This window comes from Agrobacterium tumefaciens (genome assembly GCF_005221385.1).
Classification (GTDB): domain Bacteria; phylum Pseudomonadota; class Alphaproteobacteria; order Rhizobiales; family Rhizobiaceae; genus Agrobacterium; species Agrobacterium tomkonis.
This window is the reverse complement of sequence record NZ_CP039904.1, coordinates 1299758-1318300: the sequence shown is the minus strand read 5'-3', so window position 1 is coordinate 1318300 and position 18543 is coordinate 1299758. Positions and strand designations below refer to the sequence as shown.

Annotated in this window: 18 protein-coding genes; 10 read left to right on the top strand and 8 right to left on the bottom strand. The window is 59.3% G+C overall.

Annotated elements, in window-relative coordinates:
* Positions 1–27: 27 nt before the first annotated feature.
* Complete coding sequence (gene nspC, locus CFBP6623_RS21285; protein ID WP_046802099.1) at positions 28–1125, bottom strand: carboxynorspermidine decarboxylase; 1098 nt, start codon at positions 1123–1125, stop codon at positions 28–30.
* On the opposite strand from nspC, the gene CFBP6623_RS27040 reads away from it, so the two are divergent.
* The 4 genes from CFBP6623_RS27040 (at position 1124) to galE (ending at position 3390) form a co-directional block, all read left to right on the top strand.
* Complete coding sequence (locus tag CFBP6623_RS27040; RefSeq protein ID WP_156394026.1) at positions 1124–1300, top strand: hypothetical protein; 177 nt, start codon at positions 1124–1126, stop codon at positions 1298–1300. The genes nspC and CFBP6623_RS27040 overlap by 2 nt on opposite strands.
* Positions 1301–1426: 126 nt before the next feature.
* Positions 1427–1771, top strand: a complete 345-nt coding sequence (locus CFBP6623_RS21280; protein WP_045015765.1) for a DUF883 family protein — start codon at positions 1427–1429, stop codon at positions 1769–1771.
* 9 nt (positions 1772–1780) lie between these two features.
* Positions 1781–2215 carry a hypothetical protein gene (locus CFBP6623_RS21275; RefSeq protein WP_046802100.1) on the top strand — a complete coding sequence of 145 codons (435 nt, stop codon included), beginning with the start codon at positions 1781–1783 and terminating at the stop codon, positions 2213–2215.
* Between the two features lie 191 nt (positions 2216–2406).
* Entirely contained in the window at positions 2407–3390 is a 984-nt protein-coding gene (gene galE / locus CFBP6623_RS21270) for a UDP-glucose 4-epimerase GalE (RefSeq protein ID WP_046802101.1), read from the top strand.
* Positions 3391–3494: 104 nt separating this feature from the next.
* Here galE and CFBP6623_RS21265 read toward each other — a convergent pair whose 3' ends face one another.
* The gene (locus CFBP6623_RS21265; protein WP_046802102.1) at positions 3495–4070 is read right to left on the bottom strand and encodes a PRC-barrel domain-containing protein; all 576 of its coding nucleotides are present in this window, start codon (positions 4068–4070) and stop codon (positions 3495–3497) included.
* A gap of 41 nt (positions 4071–4111) precedes the next feature.
* On the opposite strand from CFBP6623_RS21265, the gene CFBP6623_RS26935 reads away from it, so the two are divergent.
* Together CFBP6623_RS26935 and CFBP6623_RS21260 are read left to right on the top strand one after the other, a co-directional pair.
* Positions 4112–4279: a hypothetical protein gene (locus CFBP6623_RS26935; RefSeq protein WP_156394025.1), complete on the top strand. Its 168-nt coding sequence runs from the start codon at positions 4112–4114 to the stop codon at positions 4277–4279.
* A 29-nt stretch (positions 4280–4308) separates the two neighbouring features.
* Positions 4309–6027: a sensor histidine kinase gene (locus CFBP6623_RS21260; protein ID WP_046802103.1), complete on the top strand. Its 1719-nt coding sequence runs from the start codon at positions 4309–4311 to the stop codon at positions 6025–6027.
* Between the two features lie 266 nt (positions 6028–6293).
* Here the strand turns inward: CFBP6623_RS21260 and CFBP6623_RS21255 are convergent, their stop codons facing one another.
* Positions 6294–7277 carry a sensor histidine kinase gene (locus CFBP6623_RS21255; RefSeq protein WP_046802104.1) on the bottom strand — a complete coding sequence of 328 codons (984 nt, stop codon included), beginning with the start codon at positions 7275–7277 and terminating at the stop codon, positions 6294–6296.
* A gap of 101 nt (positions 7278–7378) precedes the next feature.
* Positions 7379–8173 (bottom strand): response regulator, encoded by a 795-nt coding sequence (locus CFBP6623_RS21250; protein WP_046802105.1) that lies wholly within the window; start codon positions 8171–8173, stop codon positions 7379–7381.
* 138 nt (positions 8174–8311) lie between these two features.
* Between CFBP6623_RS21250 and CFBP6623_RS21245 the strand changes: the two genes are divergently transcribed.
* Positions 8312–8518, top strand: a complete 207-nt coding sequence (locus tag CFBP6623_RS21245; protein WP_046802106.1) for a NepR family anti-sigma factor — start codon at positions 8312–8314, stop codon at positions 8516–8518.
* Positions 8518–9084, top strand: coding sequence for an RNA polymerase sigma factor (locus CFBP6623_RS21240; RefSeq protein ID WP_046802107.1), 567 nt, complete (start codon positions 8518–8520; stop codon positions 9082–9084). The genes CFBP6623_RS21245 and CFBP6623_RS21240 overlap by 1 nt, the downstream gene beginning before the upstream one ends.
* Positions 9085–9149: 65 nt before the next feature.
* Here the strand turns inward: CFBP6623_RS21240 and CFBP6623_RS21235 are convergent, their stop codons facing one another.
* Positions 9150–9620, bottom strand: a complete 471-nt coding sequence (locus tag CFBP6623_RS21235) for an Lrp/AsnC ligand binding domain-containing protein (protein ID WP_046802108.1) — start codon at positions 9618–9620, stop codon at positions 9150–9152.
* A gap of 175 nt (positions 9621–9795) precedes the next feature.
* Between CFBP6623_RS21235 and putA the strand changes: the two genes are divergently transcribed.
* On the top strand, positions 9796–13470 hold the full coding sequence (gene putA / locus CFBP6623_RS21230; RefSeq protein WP_046802109.1) for a trifunctional transcriptional regulator/proline dehydrogenase/L-glutamate gamma-semialdehyde dehydrogenase: 3675 nt from the start codon (positions 9796–9798) through the stop codon (positions 13468–13470).
* 101 nt (positions 13471–13571) lie between these two features.
* Here putA and CFBP6623_RS21225 read toward each other — a convergent pair whose 3' ends face one another.
* Complete coding sequence (locus tag CFBP6623_RS21225; RefSeq protein WP_046802110.1) at positions 13572–15101, bottom strand: aldehyde dehydrogenase family protein; 1530 nt, start codon at positions 15099–15101, stop codon at positions 13572–13574.
* 202 nt (positions 15102–15303) lie between these two features.
* On the opposite strand from CFBP6623_RS21225, the gene CFBP6623_RS21220 reads away from it, so the two are divergent.
* Positions 15304–16206, top strand: a complete 903-nt coding sequence (locus tag CFBP6623_RS21220; RefSeq protein WP_046802111.1) for a LysR family transcriptional regulator — start codon at positions 15304–15306, stop codon at positions 16204–16206.
* 12 nt (positions 16207–16218) lie between these two features.
* Here CFBP6623_RS21220 and CFBP6623_RS21215 read toward each other — a convergent pair whose 3' ends face one another.
* A complete protein-coding gene (locus CFBP6623_RS21215; RefSeq protein ID WP_046802112.1) occupies positions 16219–17199 on the bottom strand; it encodes a glutathione S-transferase family protein in 981 nt (326 codons plus the stop codon).
* Between the two features lie 105 nt (positions 17200–17304).
* The gene (locus tag CFBP6623_RS21210) at positions 17305–18192 is read right to left on the bottom strand and encodes a DMT family transporter (protein ID WP_006313912.1); all 888 of its coding nucleotides are present in this window, start codon (positions 18190–18192) and stop codon (positions 17305–17307) included.
* Positions 18193–18543 lie beyond the last annotated feature (351 nt).

The following is an 18543-nucleotide window of genomic DNA, read 5'->3' as shown; positions in this document are numbered from 1 at the left end:
GAGCTTCGTTGGATGTTGAAACAGGGTTTAAGACAGGCTTTGCTCGAAATCGGCAAAGTCGAATTCACGAACGGCGCGCACGGTGCCGTCCAGTTCCTTGATGGCGATCGCCGGCATCTTCACGCCGTTGAACCAGTTCTTCTTGACCATGGTATAACCGGCAGCGTCCTGGAAGGAGATGCGGTCGCCGACCTTCAGCTCCTTGTCGAAGCGGAAATCGCCGAAAATATCGCCCGCCAGGCACGACTTGCCGCAGACCATATAGGGATGTTCGCCCTCGTTCGGCGCAACCTTGGCGGTTTCGCGGTAGATCAGCAGATCAAGCATATGCGCTTCGATGGAGCTGTCGACGATGGCGAGGTTCTTGCCGTTGAACAGCGTGTCGAGAACCGTCACCTCAAGTGTGGTGCTTTTGGTAATCGAAGCTTCACCGGGCTCCAGATAGACCTGCACGCCATATTTTTCCGAGAACGCCCTGAGGCGGTCGCAGAACTGGTCGAGCGGATAGTTGTCACCGGTGAAATGAATGCCGCCGCCAAGGCTGACCCATTCGGCACGTGACAGCAGCGATCCGAATTTCTCTTCGATCTGCGTCAACATCCGGTCAAACAGCGAAAAATCGCCGTTTTCGCAATTGTTGTGGATCATGAAACCGGAAATACGGTCCATGACCTTGTCGACCTTGGCGACGTCCCATTCGCCAAGACGGCTGAAGGGACGCGCGGGATCGGCAAGATCGAAGCTCGAGGAGCTGACCTGCGGATTGAGGCGCAGACCCCGGGTGATGCCCGACGCCTTCTCCGCGAAACGCTCCAGCTGGCCGATGGAGTTGAAGATGATCTTGTCCGCATTCGAGATCACCTCGTCGATTTCGTAATCGGCATAGGCGACGGAATAGGCGTGCGTTTCACCGCCAAATTTCTCGCGGCCAAGGCGGACTTCATAAAGCGAGGACGAGGTTGTGCCGTCCATATATTGCGACATGAAATCGAACACCGACCATGTGGCGAAGCATTTCAGCGCCAGCAACGCCTTGGCACCGGATTTTTCCCGCACATAGGCAATCTTCTCCATGTTGCGAAGAAGTTTTGTCTTGTCGATGAGGTAATAAGGCGTCTGAAGCATGTCGTTTCACATATTGATTGAAGTCAAGGTACGTCTCGATGATGGGCCTTATATGATGCTTGTGACAGGAAAACAAATGTCCGGCACCGAATTCCCGGAAAATTGCCCCCGGCCCTTAAATGCCCGCGAAGAAAACATGCCGGGCGCGGAACCAAGCAAGCATCGGCGCGTTTGAATGGCGGACAGGCAGGTGTTTCGGTTGCGCAAACCCAGGTTATTGAGCGACGGAATCCACCTGCGGCGACGGTCGGTTTGGCCTGTCGCAATTTCCATCAACGATGTTCCAGGAAGGACTTCACCTATGGCAAGCGTGCGTAGCAGCGTTAATGACAAGATCCAGCAATCCCTCGAAAACGGTGATGCAGCCGACGTTGCGGCCCAGCTCGCCCAGCTTCGCGAAGATCTGGCAAATCTTGCCAAGAGCGTTAAGGCGCTTGGCGTCGGTGCCTCGCATGAGCTGAAGGCGCAGGCGGCTCGCGTGGCTGATGACGCGCTCACCGCCTCTGGCGAAATGGCCGACAGTGTTCGCAGCGAAATTTCGTCGCTGAACGATAATCTGACAGATCAGGTTCAGAAGAACCCGCTTCAGTCCCTCGGCATCGCCGTTGGCGTGGGCTTCGTGCTCGCTCTCCTCACACGTCGATAAGGCCGCATCATGCTTGAGGCATTGCTGGTCTATCTGGGAGACACCCAGCGCGAAGGACGCGTTGTGACGCGACGCCTGCGTGCCACCATCATCCTGTGGGTGCTGACCGGTGTCTTTTTCCTGATCGCCTTCGTCGCCGCGGTGGTTGCAGGGTCGATCTATCTTGCCCGGCATGTCGGGGCGGGTCCTGCCGCGCTTGTCGTCGCCGGCACCGCGTTCCTGCTCGGCGTCATCATGCTGGTGGCACTGGCAATTGTAAAACGCCCCAGAGCCTATGCCACACGCCCAGTTGCACCCTTGACGGCTGCCCCGCTGACCGCAGCACCCCTCGCCTTGCAGTCACTGTTGACGCTGGCGATCCAGGCGCGGCCCTATGCGACGCTCGCCGTCGCCATGGCCGCCGGTTTTCTGGCGACGAGGGCCAATACGAGGAAAAAGAAATAAACACACCGTCGGGCGGGTTTTATGCACGTACCGACCCTCACGAGAGCTGCGCATCCAGACGATGGATGCGCAGTTTTTTTTATGTTACGCGCAATGGATAGACTGGCAAATGGCGTCCCGCGCCACGCCGCCCTTATTTGAACAAAGTGACATACAGTCTCGGCGCGTCCGTATTTTTTGAAAGGCGTTTGATGAAGAAGAAAGTCCTTGTCGTTGGCGGTGCCGGCTATATCGGTTCGCACACCTGCCTTCTCCTCTCTGAGCGAGGATATGAACCAGTTGTTTTTGACAATCTGTCCAATGGGCATGAGGAATTCGTCCGCTGGGGACCCTTCGAACAGGGCGATATTCGCGACCGGGCGCGACTGGACGAAGTCTTCGCTAAACACCAGCCGGAAGCCGTTCTGCATTTCGCGGCGCTGATCGAAGTGGGCGAATCGGTGAAGCAGCCCGTCGCCTTTTACGATAATAACGTCATTGGCTCGCTCAACCTGCTCTCCGCCGCGATTGATGCTGGCGTCACCGCCTTTGTTTTCTCCTCCACCTGCGCCACCTACGGACTGCCGGAACAGGTGCCAATCGACGAGACGCACCGGCAAGCGCCGATCAATCCCTATGGCCGCACCAAATGGGTGGTGGAACAGGCGCTGAAGGACTACAGCGCCTATAAGGGCCTGCGCTCGGTCATGCTGCGCTATTTCAATGCCGCAGGCGCGGATTTCGAGGGCCGTATCGGCGAGTGGCACAAGCCGGAAACCCACGCCATTCCGCTCGCCATCGAGGCCGCACTTGGACGGCGTCAGGGCTTCAAGGTGTTCGGCACGGATTACGATACCCGCGACGGCACCTGCGTGCGCGATTACATCCACATTCTCGATCTTGCCGATGCCCATGTGCGGGCGGTGGATTACCTGCTGGCCGGCGGGGAAACCGTGGAACTCAACCTCGGCACCGGCACCGGCACCACGGTGAAGGAATTGCTGGCGGCAATCTCCGAGGTCTCCGGCCGCCCCTTCCCGGTCGAATATACCGGCCGGCGCGACGGCGATTCCACCACACTCGTGGCCAATAACGATAAGGCTAAAGAAGTTTTGGGCTGGGAACCGCGTTATTCCCTGTCGGATATCATCAAATCCGCCTGGGCATGGCATTCTTCCCGCAACGCCGGCGATTGAGCGGCCCTTAGGCCAAGATAAAAAAAGACACCGGCCGGTAGCCGGTGTCTCTTGCGGGACGGCATATTGAAGCCAGTCCCGGCTCCTGCCTCCCAGGTATGGGATTAAGGCTTGGTGGCGGATGTCGTCGTACTATCCGGTGCCGCCGGGGTTGCCGCGTTCTTTTCGCTGGTCTTCTGTTCCAGCGTCTTGAACTCGGGAGCCGCCTTCAGCGTCTCTGCCGTTTCGGTCGTCGTCAGGCGGATGGTGCCGTCCTGCGCATTGCGCGTCATCGTCACCTTGTCCATGGGCACGGCTACATCCTTGGCGCCGATGCCGAGGAAACCGCCAACGCCGATCACGGCTGCGACCAGGCCGCCATCTTCCGCCATGATGAGATTGGTGACGTTACCGATGCTTTCATCGGCTGCGGTGTAGACCGACTTGCCAATATAGTCATTGGCGCTGATCTGCGTTTCGCCCTGCTCGGTGATGTAAGCACCGCCCGTGGTTGTGGCCGCGCTGTCATTGGCCGCAGGAGCCGCAGGCGTCATCGGAGTGGCAGGCGGCGTTGCCGGCTCGGTCTGCGCACCCGGATTTGCCGGTGCGGGCTGGGTGGTGCCCTGAGCGATGGCAAGCGGCGCGAAAGCCGTCGTGCCCATCAGGGCGGCGGTGACGAGTATCGTAAGTTTCTTTGCCATTTCGTACCTTCCTTTCATCGTTCTCAACTGGCCGGGCGGTGATGAATTTCGCTACCGCTCGCTGGCCGGTTCGTCTTGCAAACGGGCTGGTGGTTGAAATAGTTCCGATTTTTTCGGTCACACCGGTGCATTTGCCGCATGCCGCGACGACCGAAGGTAAAAATCAGGCATTGCTAACGGGGGACAGCGCGGTATTATCCCTGCCGTAACAATGCCATAACTGCCGGAGTTTTTTTGTATGCCTCAACCCGGCAACAGACTGAAAGACATGATCTCGGCTCTACGTCGGCGCAGCGCGAATTTTTTCCCGACCGCCTCCATCGGCACTTATCTGGTGGTGATGGCAACCGTCATCACCCTGCCGCTCATCCTCTTCGTCGGCTATCTGATGCTGCGCCTCGAAGCCGAAAAACGCGACGACCTGCAAAGGGAAACCATCGAGGATGTCCGGGTCGTCAGCCGCAACATCGATCGCCGCCTGCAGGAAATAGCCACATCCCTCAATCTGCTATCGCAATTTCCGGAACTCGAGAATGGCAATCTCGCCGCATTTCAGGGACGCGTTGCCGAAAGCCTGAAACGGGAGGGCCTCTATGCCCTTCTCGCCACCAAAGACGGCCAGCAGCGCCTCAATACCCGCGTTACCTATGGCCAGCCTCTCGGCAAGGTGCCGGACGAGGCCAAGCTGGCCAAGGCAATCGAATCCCGCCGCATCACCGTCTCGGACATGTTTTTTGGCGCCACCAGCAAGGAATGGGTATTCAACGTTACCATGCCGTTGAATCCGGACCTGGGCTTGGCCGGCGATGCGCTGATTTTGACGCAGAACGCCAGTGACCTGAGCCGGCTCATCCCCACGGAGAACCTGCCGCGCAACTGGGCCGTGGCCATTATCGACGGTACAAATCGTGTCGTCGTTTCCAGCGCCCAGGCTGAGGCGGAAGTGGGCAAGCCCTTTGTCAACCCGGCCGTTCTTTCAGAAATGCAGGCTTTCAGTGGCAATTTCTTCGACGGCAAGGGCAATCTCTATGCCTATGCGCAATTGCCGGGCTGGCAATGGAAGACGGTAATGTGGGGACCACTTGCCGCAAGCCAGGCGGCGCTGATCGATACATGGCGACAGATGATGATCGGCAGCCTTGTGCTGGTGCTGATCGCTATCGGCGGCGCCTATCTGGTCGGCCGGCAATTGCGCAGCTCCATTCGCGATCTGACTCATATGGCGGAGCGCATCGGCGAAGGTGAGATTGTCGCGCCTGTGGATACCAAGATAAAGGAGGCCAACCAGGTCGCCATCGCGCTTTCCAACGCTTCCTTCGACAGAAGCCAGTCGGAAGAGCGGCTGCAATTGCTGCTGCACGAACTGGTTCACCGCTCCAAGAATATTCTGACGCTGGTTCAGGCGATGATACGGCAATTGGGTCGGGAAAATAAAAGCATTCCGGAGTTCCAGAAGGAAGTCGACCATCGCCTGCGCGGTCTCGGCATGTCGATCCGGGCACTGGCAGAAGTTCAGTGGCAGGGGCTGCCGATCCGCAAGCTGATCGAGACCCACCTCGAAGTTTTCGGCACGGTATCAGAACGTGTCGTGCTGGCAGGCGACGATTTCATGCTATCGCCCGAAGCGGCGCAGAATTTCGGGCTTGTGGTGCATGAGCTGACCACTAATTCCATTAAATACGGCGCGCTTTCGGCACCGCTCGGGAAAATTACCGTGAGGTGGCAACCGCTTGAAAAAGACGGCCGGCAGATGCTCCATCTTCTGTGGACCGAGACAGGCGGACCACCGGCCAGGGAGCCGAGCCGCAAGGGTTTCGGCACCACGGTCATCAAAAGACATGCGGAAGGCGCCTTCGGTGGGTATGTGACGACGGAATACCGCGAAACCGGCTTCGAATGGTCTCTGGAAGCGCCGATACGCTATTTCACGCCAAAGCGACCGGACCCGGCACATTAAAGCCGATCCGCGGCATGAGTGGCCAAAAATTTGCTGATTGTTAAAAAAATGCATTTTCAGGGAACCGAATGCCGCGGCATGCATTTTTACTGCAGGCCAAGCAATTCCCCCGTCCCCGCCTGAAGCTTGGCTGACTATAAACGGGTTTCGCCCCTGAAAACCCGTCATAAAAATAGCACGGCTCTCCTATGAGCCGTGCTTTTTTGTTGCATTTTTGCAGAATGAAAAACAGGCTTTCGGTCTTACCTGCGGCCCGGCAACTCCTCTCAGGAGTCCGTGCCGTCGCCCGAAGGGAACTTCAACCGGTAAACGATGCGCTCCGGCGTCAGCTGGTATTCGGCGCTTCCTCCAAGAGCAGAAGGAACCACCTTTTCCAGCACGACGCTGCCGAAACTGCCGCGCCTCGTCTCGGCCGGCTCCTTCGACGGCATCATCGGTTCGTTCCATTCGACGATATAAAAATCACCTTCCTGGCGACATTGCAGGGATATAGGCGGGTGATAGGCAAGATTGCCGCTATGGCTAACGGTGTTGACGACCAGTTCGTGGAAGGCCAGCCCGATATAAAGCGCACCGTTCGGGTTGAGCAGCAGGTTTTCCCCCTCCATGTGGATGAGGTTCGGATATTCCGGCACATAGAGATCGAACTGCTGGCGGAGAAGCTCGAATATGCGCGCCCCCCTCCAGTCCGAGTCGGTGATGAGATCCTGGCTCTGGGCCAGCGCATGCAGCCGGCCGCGGAACTTGCGCAGAAAATCATCCTTGGTGAGGCTGAAACGGGCCGTCTGGCCCGCAAGACTCTGGATGATCGCCAGCAGGTTCTTGGAGCGATGGCTAACTTCGCGCAGCAGCGAGCGCAGAAGCTGCTCGCGCCGCCGTTCCGCCGTCACCTCGCGGATGGTGGTCTTCATCACCATCTGGTTCGATTGATTGAAGGTCGAATGGACCTGAAACTGGAAGACCCGGTCCGTGCCGGCGCTGACTTCCAGCATGCCCCGGCTACCAGCCGTGCTCATGTCCTTTTTGAGGTCCGCTAGCCGCACGGAGAGATCATTACCGAACAGATTTTCATCGGTTGGATGGGAATCGGCCGGCAGTTTCCAGACATCCGGCAAATTGGCCACGAATATGTAATCGCGCTTCCAGTCCTGCAGCATGACTGTCTCACCCGAATCGAGCAAGGCGAGAACGAGCGAATCATGCAGCTCGCTCTCGTCCCTCTCCGCGTTATGCCATGCCAGCCGATGCAAATTCGTCTCCTTGCAGAAAGCCGCGGGTCAACCCCACGACCGTAACCGCCAACGCCCGGGCACCACACTGGTTCCCGGTAAGTCCGCGGTTTCGGCAAAATTCACGCCGCGACGCGCGAGCTTTCGTTGAAAAACAGGGCCTGGCTGATAAGCGCTTTCACCATGTCCGGGTTGAAAGGTTTCGTCACAAGGAACGTCGGCTCAGGCCGCTCGCCCGTCAAAAGACGCTCGGGGAAAGCCGTGATGAAGATAACCGGGAGGGTGGTCATCTGCAGGATGTCCTTCATCGCGTCGAGACCGGAACTGCCGTCTGCAAGCTGAATATCGGCAAGGATCATTTTCGGCTGCGTGCGATGGAAAAGGTCGAGCGCCTCGGTATGCGTGCGGGCGATACCCGTGACGCGGTGACCGAGATCGGTGACCATCTGTTCGATATCCATGGCGATCAGAGGTTCGTCCTCGATGATCATGATATCGGTTGCGACCTGCCGGGCGATTTCCGAGGCGGCCTCGTCTATCAGCCTGCCGACCTGGTCTTCCGATACTTTCAGAACCTCTGCGGCTTCCGAAGGCGTGAATTCCTCGACCGTCGTCAAGAGGAAGGCCTGACGGGCTAGCGGCGGTACGGCAGAAAGGTTCGCAGAAGCGCGCTTTTCCCATCCCGACAGGTTTTCATCGGCCTTAATATTGATCGTGACGGAACTAAAGATCGATACGAACAATTGATAGAGCGAAACGCGATCGCTGGTTGTCTGCGGGAAGATGCTGATATCGGCGATCAGAGCTTCGAGTGTTGCCGCAACATAGGCATCGCCCGTGGATTGTGAGCCGCAAACGGCACGCGCGAACCTGCGCAGATATGGCAGGTGCGGTGCGATGCGTGTAGAAACTGACATGGAATTCTCCCCTTTCATGCGGTCTGCAACGCAAACCCACGATAGCAACGTGCGTATCGCAAAAAAAGTTCCCGATGGCCGGAACTATTTTTTTCACCACGCATTATTTGCCACGACACAAAAGGAATACCGGACGTTATGAGCATGTTTCAATCGGACCAAGATTCGCCGGACAATTCGGCCGCCCCTCAGGTTCCACATTCCGGGCGGGCGGTGATTTCCCGCAAGCTCAGGGAGCTTTATGATGCCGTTCAGGATGAAGGCATCCCTGACAAATTCCTCGATCTTCTCGAAAAACTCGATGAAGCCGAAAGCAAAGCCAAAACAAAGGCTTCGGAGGAATGATGGCGAAAGAGCCGGAGCAGACAGAATATAATTTCAAGCGGGAAATGCTGGCGGCGCTGCCGAACCTACGCGCCTTCGCCATTTCTCTTATCCGCTCGAGGGACCGTGCTGACGACCTTGTGCAGGACACTATCATGAAAGCCTGGGCGAAACAGGATAGTTTCCAGCCGGGCACCAACATGCGCGCCTGGCTGGTGACGATCCTGCGCAACGAGTTCTACAGCCAGATACGCAAATCCGGCCGTGAAGTGCAGGATACGGATGGGGTTTACACCTCCCGCCTGTCGGTCCCGCCCGAACAGCATGGTTCGGTCGACCTTCAGGATTTCCGCTCCGCGCTTGCGAAATTGCCTGATGACCAGCGCGAAGCTATTTTGCTGATTGGCGCTTCAGGCTTTGCCTATGAGGAAGCCGCCGAGATTTGCGGCTGCCCGGTCGGCACGATCAAGAGCCGCGTCAGCCGCGCAAGGCTGCGCCTGCAGGAGTTGCTGGGCATCGAAAACGAAAACGAATTCGGTCCCGATGCACAGATGAGCGCGGTCACCGCCGCCGCTACGGCGCGCTGAGAGAGTTGAATTTTGAGGACAATGAACGGGCAGACCTGCGTCTGCCCGTTTTGCGTGACCGTTTTTTAGATGCCGGTTTCCTTGACCGATTGCATCACCACGAATGTCGAGGTGTTGGAAACGGATGGCAAACTCGATATTTTTTCACCGAGCACCCTTCGGTACTTCCGAATGTCGCTGGTGCGCACCTTGAGCAGATAATCGAAGGCGCCGGCAATCATGTGGCATTCCTCGACTTCCTTGATCTTGCGAACCGCCGTGTTGAATTCCTCCAGCGCCTTTTCCCGCGTATCGGAAAGTTTCACCTCAGCGAAGGCGATGTGATCGACGCCGAGCTTCTGCGGGTTGAGCATGGCGCGGAAGCCGAGAATATAGCCCTCATCCACCAGCCGCTTCAGCCGCGTCTGGCAGGGCGTCTTGGAAAGACCGACCCTTTTCGAGAGCTGCAGCACGGACATGCGCCCGTCTTCGCTGAGCGCCTCGAGAATCTTGAGATCGAAGTGATCCAGATCGTCTGTTTTTTGACTATTTGCCATGTGATTTAACGCCATATCTCAAAAATATAAGTGCATATTGCCTGTTTTATCCCGAAAATAGGGCCATAGCAATTTCTGCAGTGATGATATTGTCTGCGACAGGATGACAAGCGGCGGGCGGAGGACACGCTGCCGCCGACGATCTGTCTTCAACAGCGTTTTCAGGATTTTCAGAATGGCCGATGGTGCAAGCAACGCCGGTGTAGTGGCAAACGGTATCTTCCAGAATTTTGCGCCGTCGGTGCGCGAACAGAGCATGCTGCGTAAGGCGATCACCGCTGCCTATCGCCGCCCCGAAGAAGAATGCCTGGCGTCGCTGATCGCTGCGGCAACGGTGACGTCGGAGCAGACGAAAGCCATCCGCGCCACCGCCGGCAAGCTGATCGAGGCGCTGCGCGCCAAGACCAAGGGCACCGGCGTCGAAGGGTTGGTGCAGGAATATTCGCTCTCCAGCCATGAGGGCGTGGCGCTGATGTGCCTTGCCGAAGCGCTGCTGCGCATTCCCGACACCGCCACCCGCGATGCGCTGATCCGCGACAAGATCGCGCGCGGCGACTGGAAATCCCATATTGGCGGCGGGCGTTCGCTCTTCGTCAATGCCGCCACCTGGGGCCTCGTCATCACCGGCAAGCTGACCTCGACGGTCAATGACAGCGGCCTTTCGGCGGCGCTGACCAAGCTGATCGCCCGCGCCGGCGAACCCGTCATCCGCCGCGGCGTCGACATGGCCATGCGCATGATGGGCGAGCAATTCGTGACCGGCGAAACGATCGGCGAAGCCATCAAGCGTTCGAAGCCGCTGGAGGAGCAGGGCTTCCAATATTCCTACGACATGCTGGGCGAAGCCGCGACCACCGCCAAGGATGCGGAGCGTTATTACAAGGACTACGAAAACGCCATCCACGCCATCGGCAAGGCCTCGGCCGGACGGGGCATCTATGGCGGCCCCGGCATTTCCATCAAGCTTTCGGCGCTGCATCCGCGTTACGCCCGCGCGCAGGCCGAGCGGGTGATGGCGGAGCTTCTTCCGCGCGTCAAATCGCTGATGCTGCTCAGCAAGACATACGATATCGGCCTCAATATCGACGCCGAGGAAGCCGACCGGCTGGAACTGTCGCTTGATCTTCTGGAGGAACTGGCGCTCGACAAGGACCTTGCCGGCTGGAACGGCCTCGGTTTCGTCGTGCAGGCCTATGGCCGCCGCTGCCCCTTCGTTCTGGATTATATCATCGATCTCGCCCGCCGTTCGGGCCGCCGCATCATGGTGCGTCTCGTCAAGGGCGCTTACTGGGATGCGGAAATCAAGCGTGCACAGGTGGACGGGCTGGAAGACTTCCCGGTCTTCACCCGCAAGGTGCACACGGATGTTTCCTACATCGCCTGCGCCCGCAAGCTGCTCGACGCGCGCGACCTGGTCTTCCCGCAATTTGCGACCCACAATGCGCAATCCATGGCGACGATCTACCACTTGGCCGGTCCAGACTTCAAACTTGGCGATTATGAGTTCCAGTGCCTGCATGGCATGGGTGAACCGCTTTACAGCGAGGTCGTCGGTAAAAAGAAGCTTGACCGGCCCTGCCGTTTCTACGCTCCGGTCGGCACCCATGAGACGCTGCTGGCCTATCTCGTCCGCCGCCTGCTGGAAAACGGTGCGAACTCCTCTTTCGTCAACCGTATTGCCGACCCCGCCGTACCGGTGGATTCCCTGCTGGAAGACCCGGTCACCGTGGTCAAGGCCTATGCCGTTCCCGGCGCGAGGCACGACCGCATCGCCGCCCCAGAAAGCTTGTTCGGCCCGGAACGGAAAAACTCCGCCGGCCTCGATCTTTCCAGCGAAACGACGCTCTCCGCACTGAACGGCACCTTGAAGGCGGGCGCTGCAACGGAATGGAAAGCTGCCGCGCCGCGGGCAGGTGGCAACACGCGCCCGGTTCTCAATCCCGGCGACCACAATGATATCGTCGGCCACGTGACCGAGCCAACCGAAGCCGATGTCGAAGCGGCCATGCAGCGGGCAGCGGCCTCAAGCTGGCCCTCCACCCCGGTGGAAGAACGCGCCGCCTGCCTGGAGCGCGCCGCCGACGCCATGCAGGCCGAAATGCCTGCCCTGCTCGGCCTCATCATGCGCGAGGCGGGAAAATCCATGCCCAACGCCATTGCCGAGGTGCGCGAGGCAATCGACTTCCTGCGTTATTATGCGGCAGAAGCCCGCAGGAACTTCAAGTCTGGCGAAAAGCCGCTTGGCCCGGTCGTCTGCATCAGCCCGTGGAACTTCCCGCTCGCCATCTTCATCGGTCAGGTGACGGCGGCACTGGTTGCCGGCAATCCGGTTCTGGCAAAGCCCGCCGAAGAAACGCCGCTGATCGCGGCCCAGGGCGTGCGCCTGTTGCATGAGGCCGGTGTTCCGCAGGATGCCGTGCAGCTTCTGCCCGGCGACGGCAAGACGGGTGCGGCACTTGTCGGCTCTGCCCTTACGGCGGGCGTGATGTTCACCGGTTCGACAGAGGTCGCCCGGCTCATCCAGGGCCAGCTTGCCGGCCGGGTTCTGACTAACGGCCAGCCGGTTCCGCTGATTGCCGAAACCGGCGGCCAGAACGCCATGATCGTCGATTCCTCGGCGCTCGCCGAACAGGTGGTCGCGGATGTCATCGCATCGGCCTTCGACAGCGCCGGCCAGCGCTGCTCGGCGCTGCGCATTCTCTGCCTGCAGGAGGACGTGGCGGACCGCACGCTCACCATGCTCAAAGGCGCGCTGCATGAATTGCGCATCGGCCGCACCGACCAGCTTTCCGTCGATGTCGGCCCCGTCATCACGGCCGAGGCGAAGGACATCATCGAAAAACACATTGACGGCATGCGCTCGCTCGGCCACCGGATCGAGCAGATTTCGCTTGCGGGTGAAACCGGCAAGGGCACCTTCGTGCCGCCGACCATCATCGAGATGAAAACGCTCGCCGATCTGAAGCGGGAGGTTTTCGGCCCGGTGCTGCATGTCATCCGCTTCAAGCGCGACAATCTCGACCGGCTGATCGACGAGATCAACGCCACCGGTTACGGCCTGACCTTCGGCCTGCATACACGCCTCGATGATACGATCCAGCATGTATTGTCGCGCGTCGCGGCCGGCAATCTTTATGTGAACCGCAACATCATCGGCGCGGTGGTCGGCGTGCAGCCCTTTGGTGGACGCGGCCTTTCCGGCACCGGCCCCAAGGCCGGCGGCCCGCTCTATCTCGGCCGCATGACGCAGGCTGCCCCGAAGATTGACCGGGTTGCAAGCCAGCAGGATCAGGCCGCCGTCGATCTTGCCCGCTGGCTGGATGAAAACGGCGAAACCGTTGCGGCCGAAGCCGCACGGCAGGCAGCGGCACTTTCCGGCCTCGGCTTCGAAACCGAGCTGGCAGGCCCCGTCGGTGAACGGAATGTCTATGCGCTGCATCCGCGCGGCAGGATTCTGCTGGTCCCGGCAAGCGAACAGGGGCTTTACCGCCAGCTTGCGGCAGCGCTTGCCACCGGAAACACCGCCATCATCGACAATGCCTCCGGCCTCGAAAAATCGATCTATGGGCTGCCGGCAACAGTCACCTCGCGCATCGTCTGGGCGGATGACTGGGCAAAATCCGGTCCCTTCGCCGGCGCCTTGGTCGAGGGCGACGCGGAACGTATCGTGACGATCAACAAAAAGATCGCCACCCTGCCTGGCCCGTTGGTTCTCGTGCAGGCCGCGACCACGGAAGTGTTTTCCGGCGAAAGTCAGCCCTATAATCTCGATTGGCTGGTCGAAGAAGTCTCGGTCAGCGTCAATACGACCGCGGCCGGCGGCAATGCCAGCCTGATGAGCATCGGCTAAGCGGCATCATTGCCAAAAACAAATCGGCGCGGAAAAATCCGCGCCGATAAAAGCAATACCACAGATCATCATCGCTCCGGACGAGCGACAGGTCACAGATGTCATTCGATGTCGAAGGACACGCCCTGCGCCAGCGGCAGCGACTTGGAATAATTGACCGTGTTGGTGGCGCGGCGCATATAGGCCTTCCACGCATCCGAACCGGATTCACGGCCGCCGCCGGTTTCCTTCTCACCACCGAAAGCGCCGCCGATTTCTGCGCCCGATGTGCCGATATTGACATTGGCGATGCCGCAATCCGAGCCTTCCGACGACAGGAAACGTTCCGATTCCTGAATGTCGCGGGTGAAGATCGACGATGAAAGACCGGCAGCGACGGCGTTATGCGCGTCTATCGCCTGATCGAGATCGCTGTATTTCATGACATAGAGGATCGGCGCGAAGGTCTCTTCCAGCACCGGGCCAACCTGTTCAGGCATTTCGACGAGCGCGGGCTTCACATAATAGGCACCCGCCGCGCCAATATCCACGCGGCCGCCGCCATTCACCACGCCGTCATGGGCTTTCGCCGCCTCGAGCGCCTTCTGCATGCCGTCAAAAGCCGCCTTGTCGACCAGCGGACCGACGAGCGCGGAGGTTTCCAGCGGATTGCCGACGGAGACGGAGGCATAAGCCTTTTTCAGGCGCGGCACGAGTTGGTCGTAAACGCTGTCATGCACGAAGAGACGGCGAAGCGTGGTGCAGCGCTGGCCGGCCGTGCCCATAGCCCCGAAGGCGATGGCGCGCAGCGCCATGTCGAGATCGGCGGAAGGGCAGACGATGCCGGCATTGTTGCCGCCGAGTTCCAGAATGGCGCGGGCAAAACGCTTCGCCAGACGCGGGCCGACATCACGGCCCATGCGGGTGGAGCCGGTGGCAGAGACCAGCGGTACCTTGGGATTATCCACCAATGCTTCACCCACGGCACGATCACCGATCAGCAGCTGCGAAAGACCGTCCGGCGCATCGCCGAAGCGGGCGCTAGCGCGTTCGAAGATGCCCTGAACGGCCAGCGCCGTCAGCGGCGTCTTTTCCGAAGGCTTCCAGACCACCGAATTGCCGCAGACGATGGCAAGCGCTGCATTCCACGACCAGACGGCGACGGGGAAATTGAAGGCCGAGATGACGCCGACGACACCGAGCGGATGCCAGGTCTCCATCATGCGGTGGCCGGGACGTTCGGTGGCGATGGTGAGGCCATAAAGCTGGCGGGAAAGACCGACGGCGAAATCGCAGATATCGATCATTTCCTGCACTTCGCCGAGACCTTCAGACGGGATCTTGCCCGCTTCCAGCGACACGAGACGGCCGAGATCGGTCTTGAAGGCGCGCAGCTCTTCGCCGAGCAACCGGACCAGCTCGCCACGACGGGGTGCCGGCACATTGCGCCATTGCTTGAAGGCGGCATCGGCCTTATCGACCACGGCTGCCACGCCCTCGACCGAAACGGTCTTCAGGTTTGCGACCTGTTCACCCGTCACCGGGCTGAAGGACGCCATGTTGCCGCCGGTATAAAGATCGCGGGCAACACCCATCCTGTCGAGCAGGGCGGCGGCTTCCTGTTTCACGTCAAGCTTCGTGGTCGCATCCATGTCCAATTGTCCTTTTTGGCTTAAAGGGGAGGAAAGGCCGTTTTTGATACGGCGCTTTCAACTCCCGTCGCTTTTCTTTCCCCGAATTTGTCAACGGTGCCGCCAAGCCGGCAAAACACCATTCCATTCTTTCCCGTAATCATATATGGGCATAACAACCCTTTTCCAATGAGGAAAGCGGGTAAGTTGATGCGAGAATGGAATGGATCCGCGCAGAAGACTGGTCCCCGATATCGTCACCCTGCAGGCGTTTGAATGCGCGGCAAGGCACGGCAATTTTACCCGCGCCGCGGAAGAACTCAACCTCACACAAAGCGCGGTGAGCCGGCAGATCGGCGAACTGGAAGCACAGACCGGAATGCAGCTTTTCGAGCGCATCCGCAGGCGTGTCGTGCTTTCGGAGGCGGGGCGCAAATTCCTGCCCGATGTGCGGCGCCTGTTGCAGCAATCCGAACAGCTGATGGTGCGTGCGGTCTCGGCCGGGACATCGCACGCCTCCCTGTCCGTCGCAACGTTACCAACCTTTGGCAGCCGCTGGCTGATGCCGCGCCTCTCCCGCTTCATCGAGGCCAATCCCGATATGGCGATCACGATCGGCTCGCGCTCGCATCCCTTCGATTTCGATGAGGAAGGGTTCGATCTCGCCATTCATTATGGCCAGCCGGTCTGGGCGCATGGAACCTGCACGTTCTTATGCAACGAGGTGATCGTGCCGGTCGCGAGCCCCGCCCTGCTCCGCCGTACCGCCGTGAACCGGGCGCAGGATTTGGCCGGACAGTCATTGCTGCATGTGACGACGCGGCCGAAACTGTGGACGGAATGGCTGGAGATGAACGGGGTGACGGCGGATAATGCCTATCATGGCAGCCGTTTCGACCAGTTCTCGATGATCATAGAAGCCGCCGCAAGCGGCATCGGTTTCGCCCTCCTGCCGAAATATCTCATCGAGGCGGAACTTGCCTCCGGCCGCCTCGAAATCGTCTTCGACATCCCCTTGCAGACCGACAAGAGCTATTACGTCGCCCTGCCGGAAGGACGGCAGGACAATGCGCTTGCCCGCGCTTTTCAGGTCTGGCTGCTCGATCAGGTCGGCAAGCCGGTCTAGTCCGTTATCCGGTCACTTCGAGGACGGGAGGGAAACCTCATCAAGGCCCGGAAGGTCGGGACCGACCGGCACGATGCGGGTCGGATTGAGCGCCTTGATGGAATAATAACCGCGCTTGATATGGTCGATATTGACCGTGTCGCGCACGCCGGGAACGTTCAGCACCCGCATCATATAGGCCTGCAGCGCAGGATAATCGGCGACGCGACGAAGATTGCATTTGAACAGGCCGTAATAGGCGGCATCGAAACGAACCAGCGTCACGAAAAGCCGGACATCCGTTTCGGTCAGAAGATCACCGAACAGGAAAGGCCCACCCGTTACCAACCGCGTCTCAAGCTCATCGAGCGTCGCGAAGACGTCGGCGAAGGCTTCCTCATAGGCAACTTGCGTCGTTGCAAAACCGGTTCTGTAAACGCCGTTATTGAGACGCAGATAGATATGCTCGTTGAGAGCGTCGATCCCATCGCGCAGCGCCTCCGGATAAAGGTCAATCGCATTATCGGCGAGATCACCGAAACCGGAATTCAGCATGCGCAGAATATCGGCGGATTCATTGTTGACGATGGTTTTTGTCTTCCTGTCCCAAAGTACTGGCACGGTGGCACGGCCGGTGTAATGCGGGTCGGCGCTGGTATAGGCCTCATGCACGTGAGTGAAACCGTTCAGCGTGTCCCGATCCGAACCCGGATAGTCGCCGAATTTCCAGCCCTCGTCGGAAAGCGCCGGCTCGACAACGGAAACGGAAATCACCTCTTCAAGCTTCTTGAGCTTGCGGCCGATCAGCGTTCGCGATGCCCAGGGGCAGATCAGCGCGACATAGAGGTGGTAGCGACCGGCCTCGGCCGCAAAACCGCCCTCGCCCGTTGGCCCTGCCGAACCATCAGGCGTTACCCAGTTGCGGAAACCGGAGGTCTGGCGAACGAAGCCGCCCTTCTTGTCGGTTGCCTGCACCGGATGCCATTCGGCGGTCCATTTTCCATCCACGAGCATTTGCGGCTCCCTGTTCATCTAAAGATGAAAACCTTATGGGCCGGGTCGCCACCGCGTCACAAGCCACGCTTCGGTTGACGCACTGTTTCCGATCGGCAGATGCGCTCAAAGACGATTGCGGAAAAACGGGTTCCAGCGCACGGTGCCGAGCCTTACCTTTTCGCGGATCATCGTGAGCAACCCCGATGCGGCGATGACAGCCAGACCCAGCACCGCGATGGCATCGGGGTATTCGTGAAAGAAGGTCATGCCGATCGCCACCGCCCAGAGGATCTGCGAATAATGCGAGGGCGCAATCTGGCTCGCCGGCGCAATGCGGGTCGCAACCAGAAGGGTGATCTGTCCCGTCGCCGTGCAAAGGCCGATGAAGGCGAAGGCCAGAAGCTGGTGCAGGTTGGGCATGACGAAATCGGGAATGGAAGCGATGCCATTAAAAGTCAGGCCGTAAATCAACAGCACACCCATGATCGAGGTGCGCTTTTCCTTGCCCGCAAGCGAGCGCAGCAAAACGATGGTCATCGCCGCCAGGAAGGCCACACCGATGGCGGCGATATGCCCGAGTTCCAGCGTCTTGAAACCCGGCCGCACCACGAGAATAACTCCGACAATGCCGGCCAGAACCGCTGCCCAGCGCCAAGGGCCGATATTTTCCTTCAGCACCACGGCGGAAAGGACGGTTACGAAAAGCGGCGACAGAAAGATCAGTGCATAGGCTTCCGCCAGCGGAATGGTGGTGAAGGCATAGATGCCGAAAATGCCGGCGAAGAGACCGGAAATCGCGCGCCCATGCACGGCGAATGGTCGGCTCATGCGCCAGAATTCACGCCACCTTTCCTCACGCGGTTTGCTGAAGAAGATGAAGATGCCTGAGAAGAGGATGCTGAAAAAGCCAATTTCGAAAACGCTGATCTGTGATCCCAGCGACTTGATGGTGGCATCGCCCATGGAAAAGGTCGCATAAGCGAACAGACCGAGCAGAAAACCCTTTTGCATTTGAACGTCCCCGAACACCGACCGCAACGCAAAGCTTCTCCCGGCCGCGTGAAACGCGACCCGGACGCCCCTTTGAGGGACAGACAGTCTGGCAGATTTGATCCTCACCCCTATGGCTAGACCCGGCTACCTATGAGTGCAAGCCGGAAAAACCGCAAAATGACACGATTGAACACGACCGGTGCAAATGGCTGCAAGGTGCGGCAAATTTGTCCCGCCGCCGCCATCACATCACCGTCATGGAAAGAGGTTAGCCGATGTTCATCGTGGCGCTTGGCGACGGGCGTGAAGGCGGCTAAATATTATCGTGTGATTTTCACCCGCCGATTTCCCCGGCTGGTATTGCCGCGT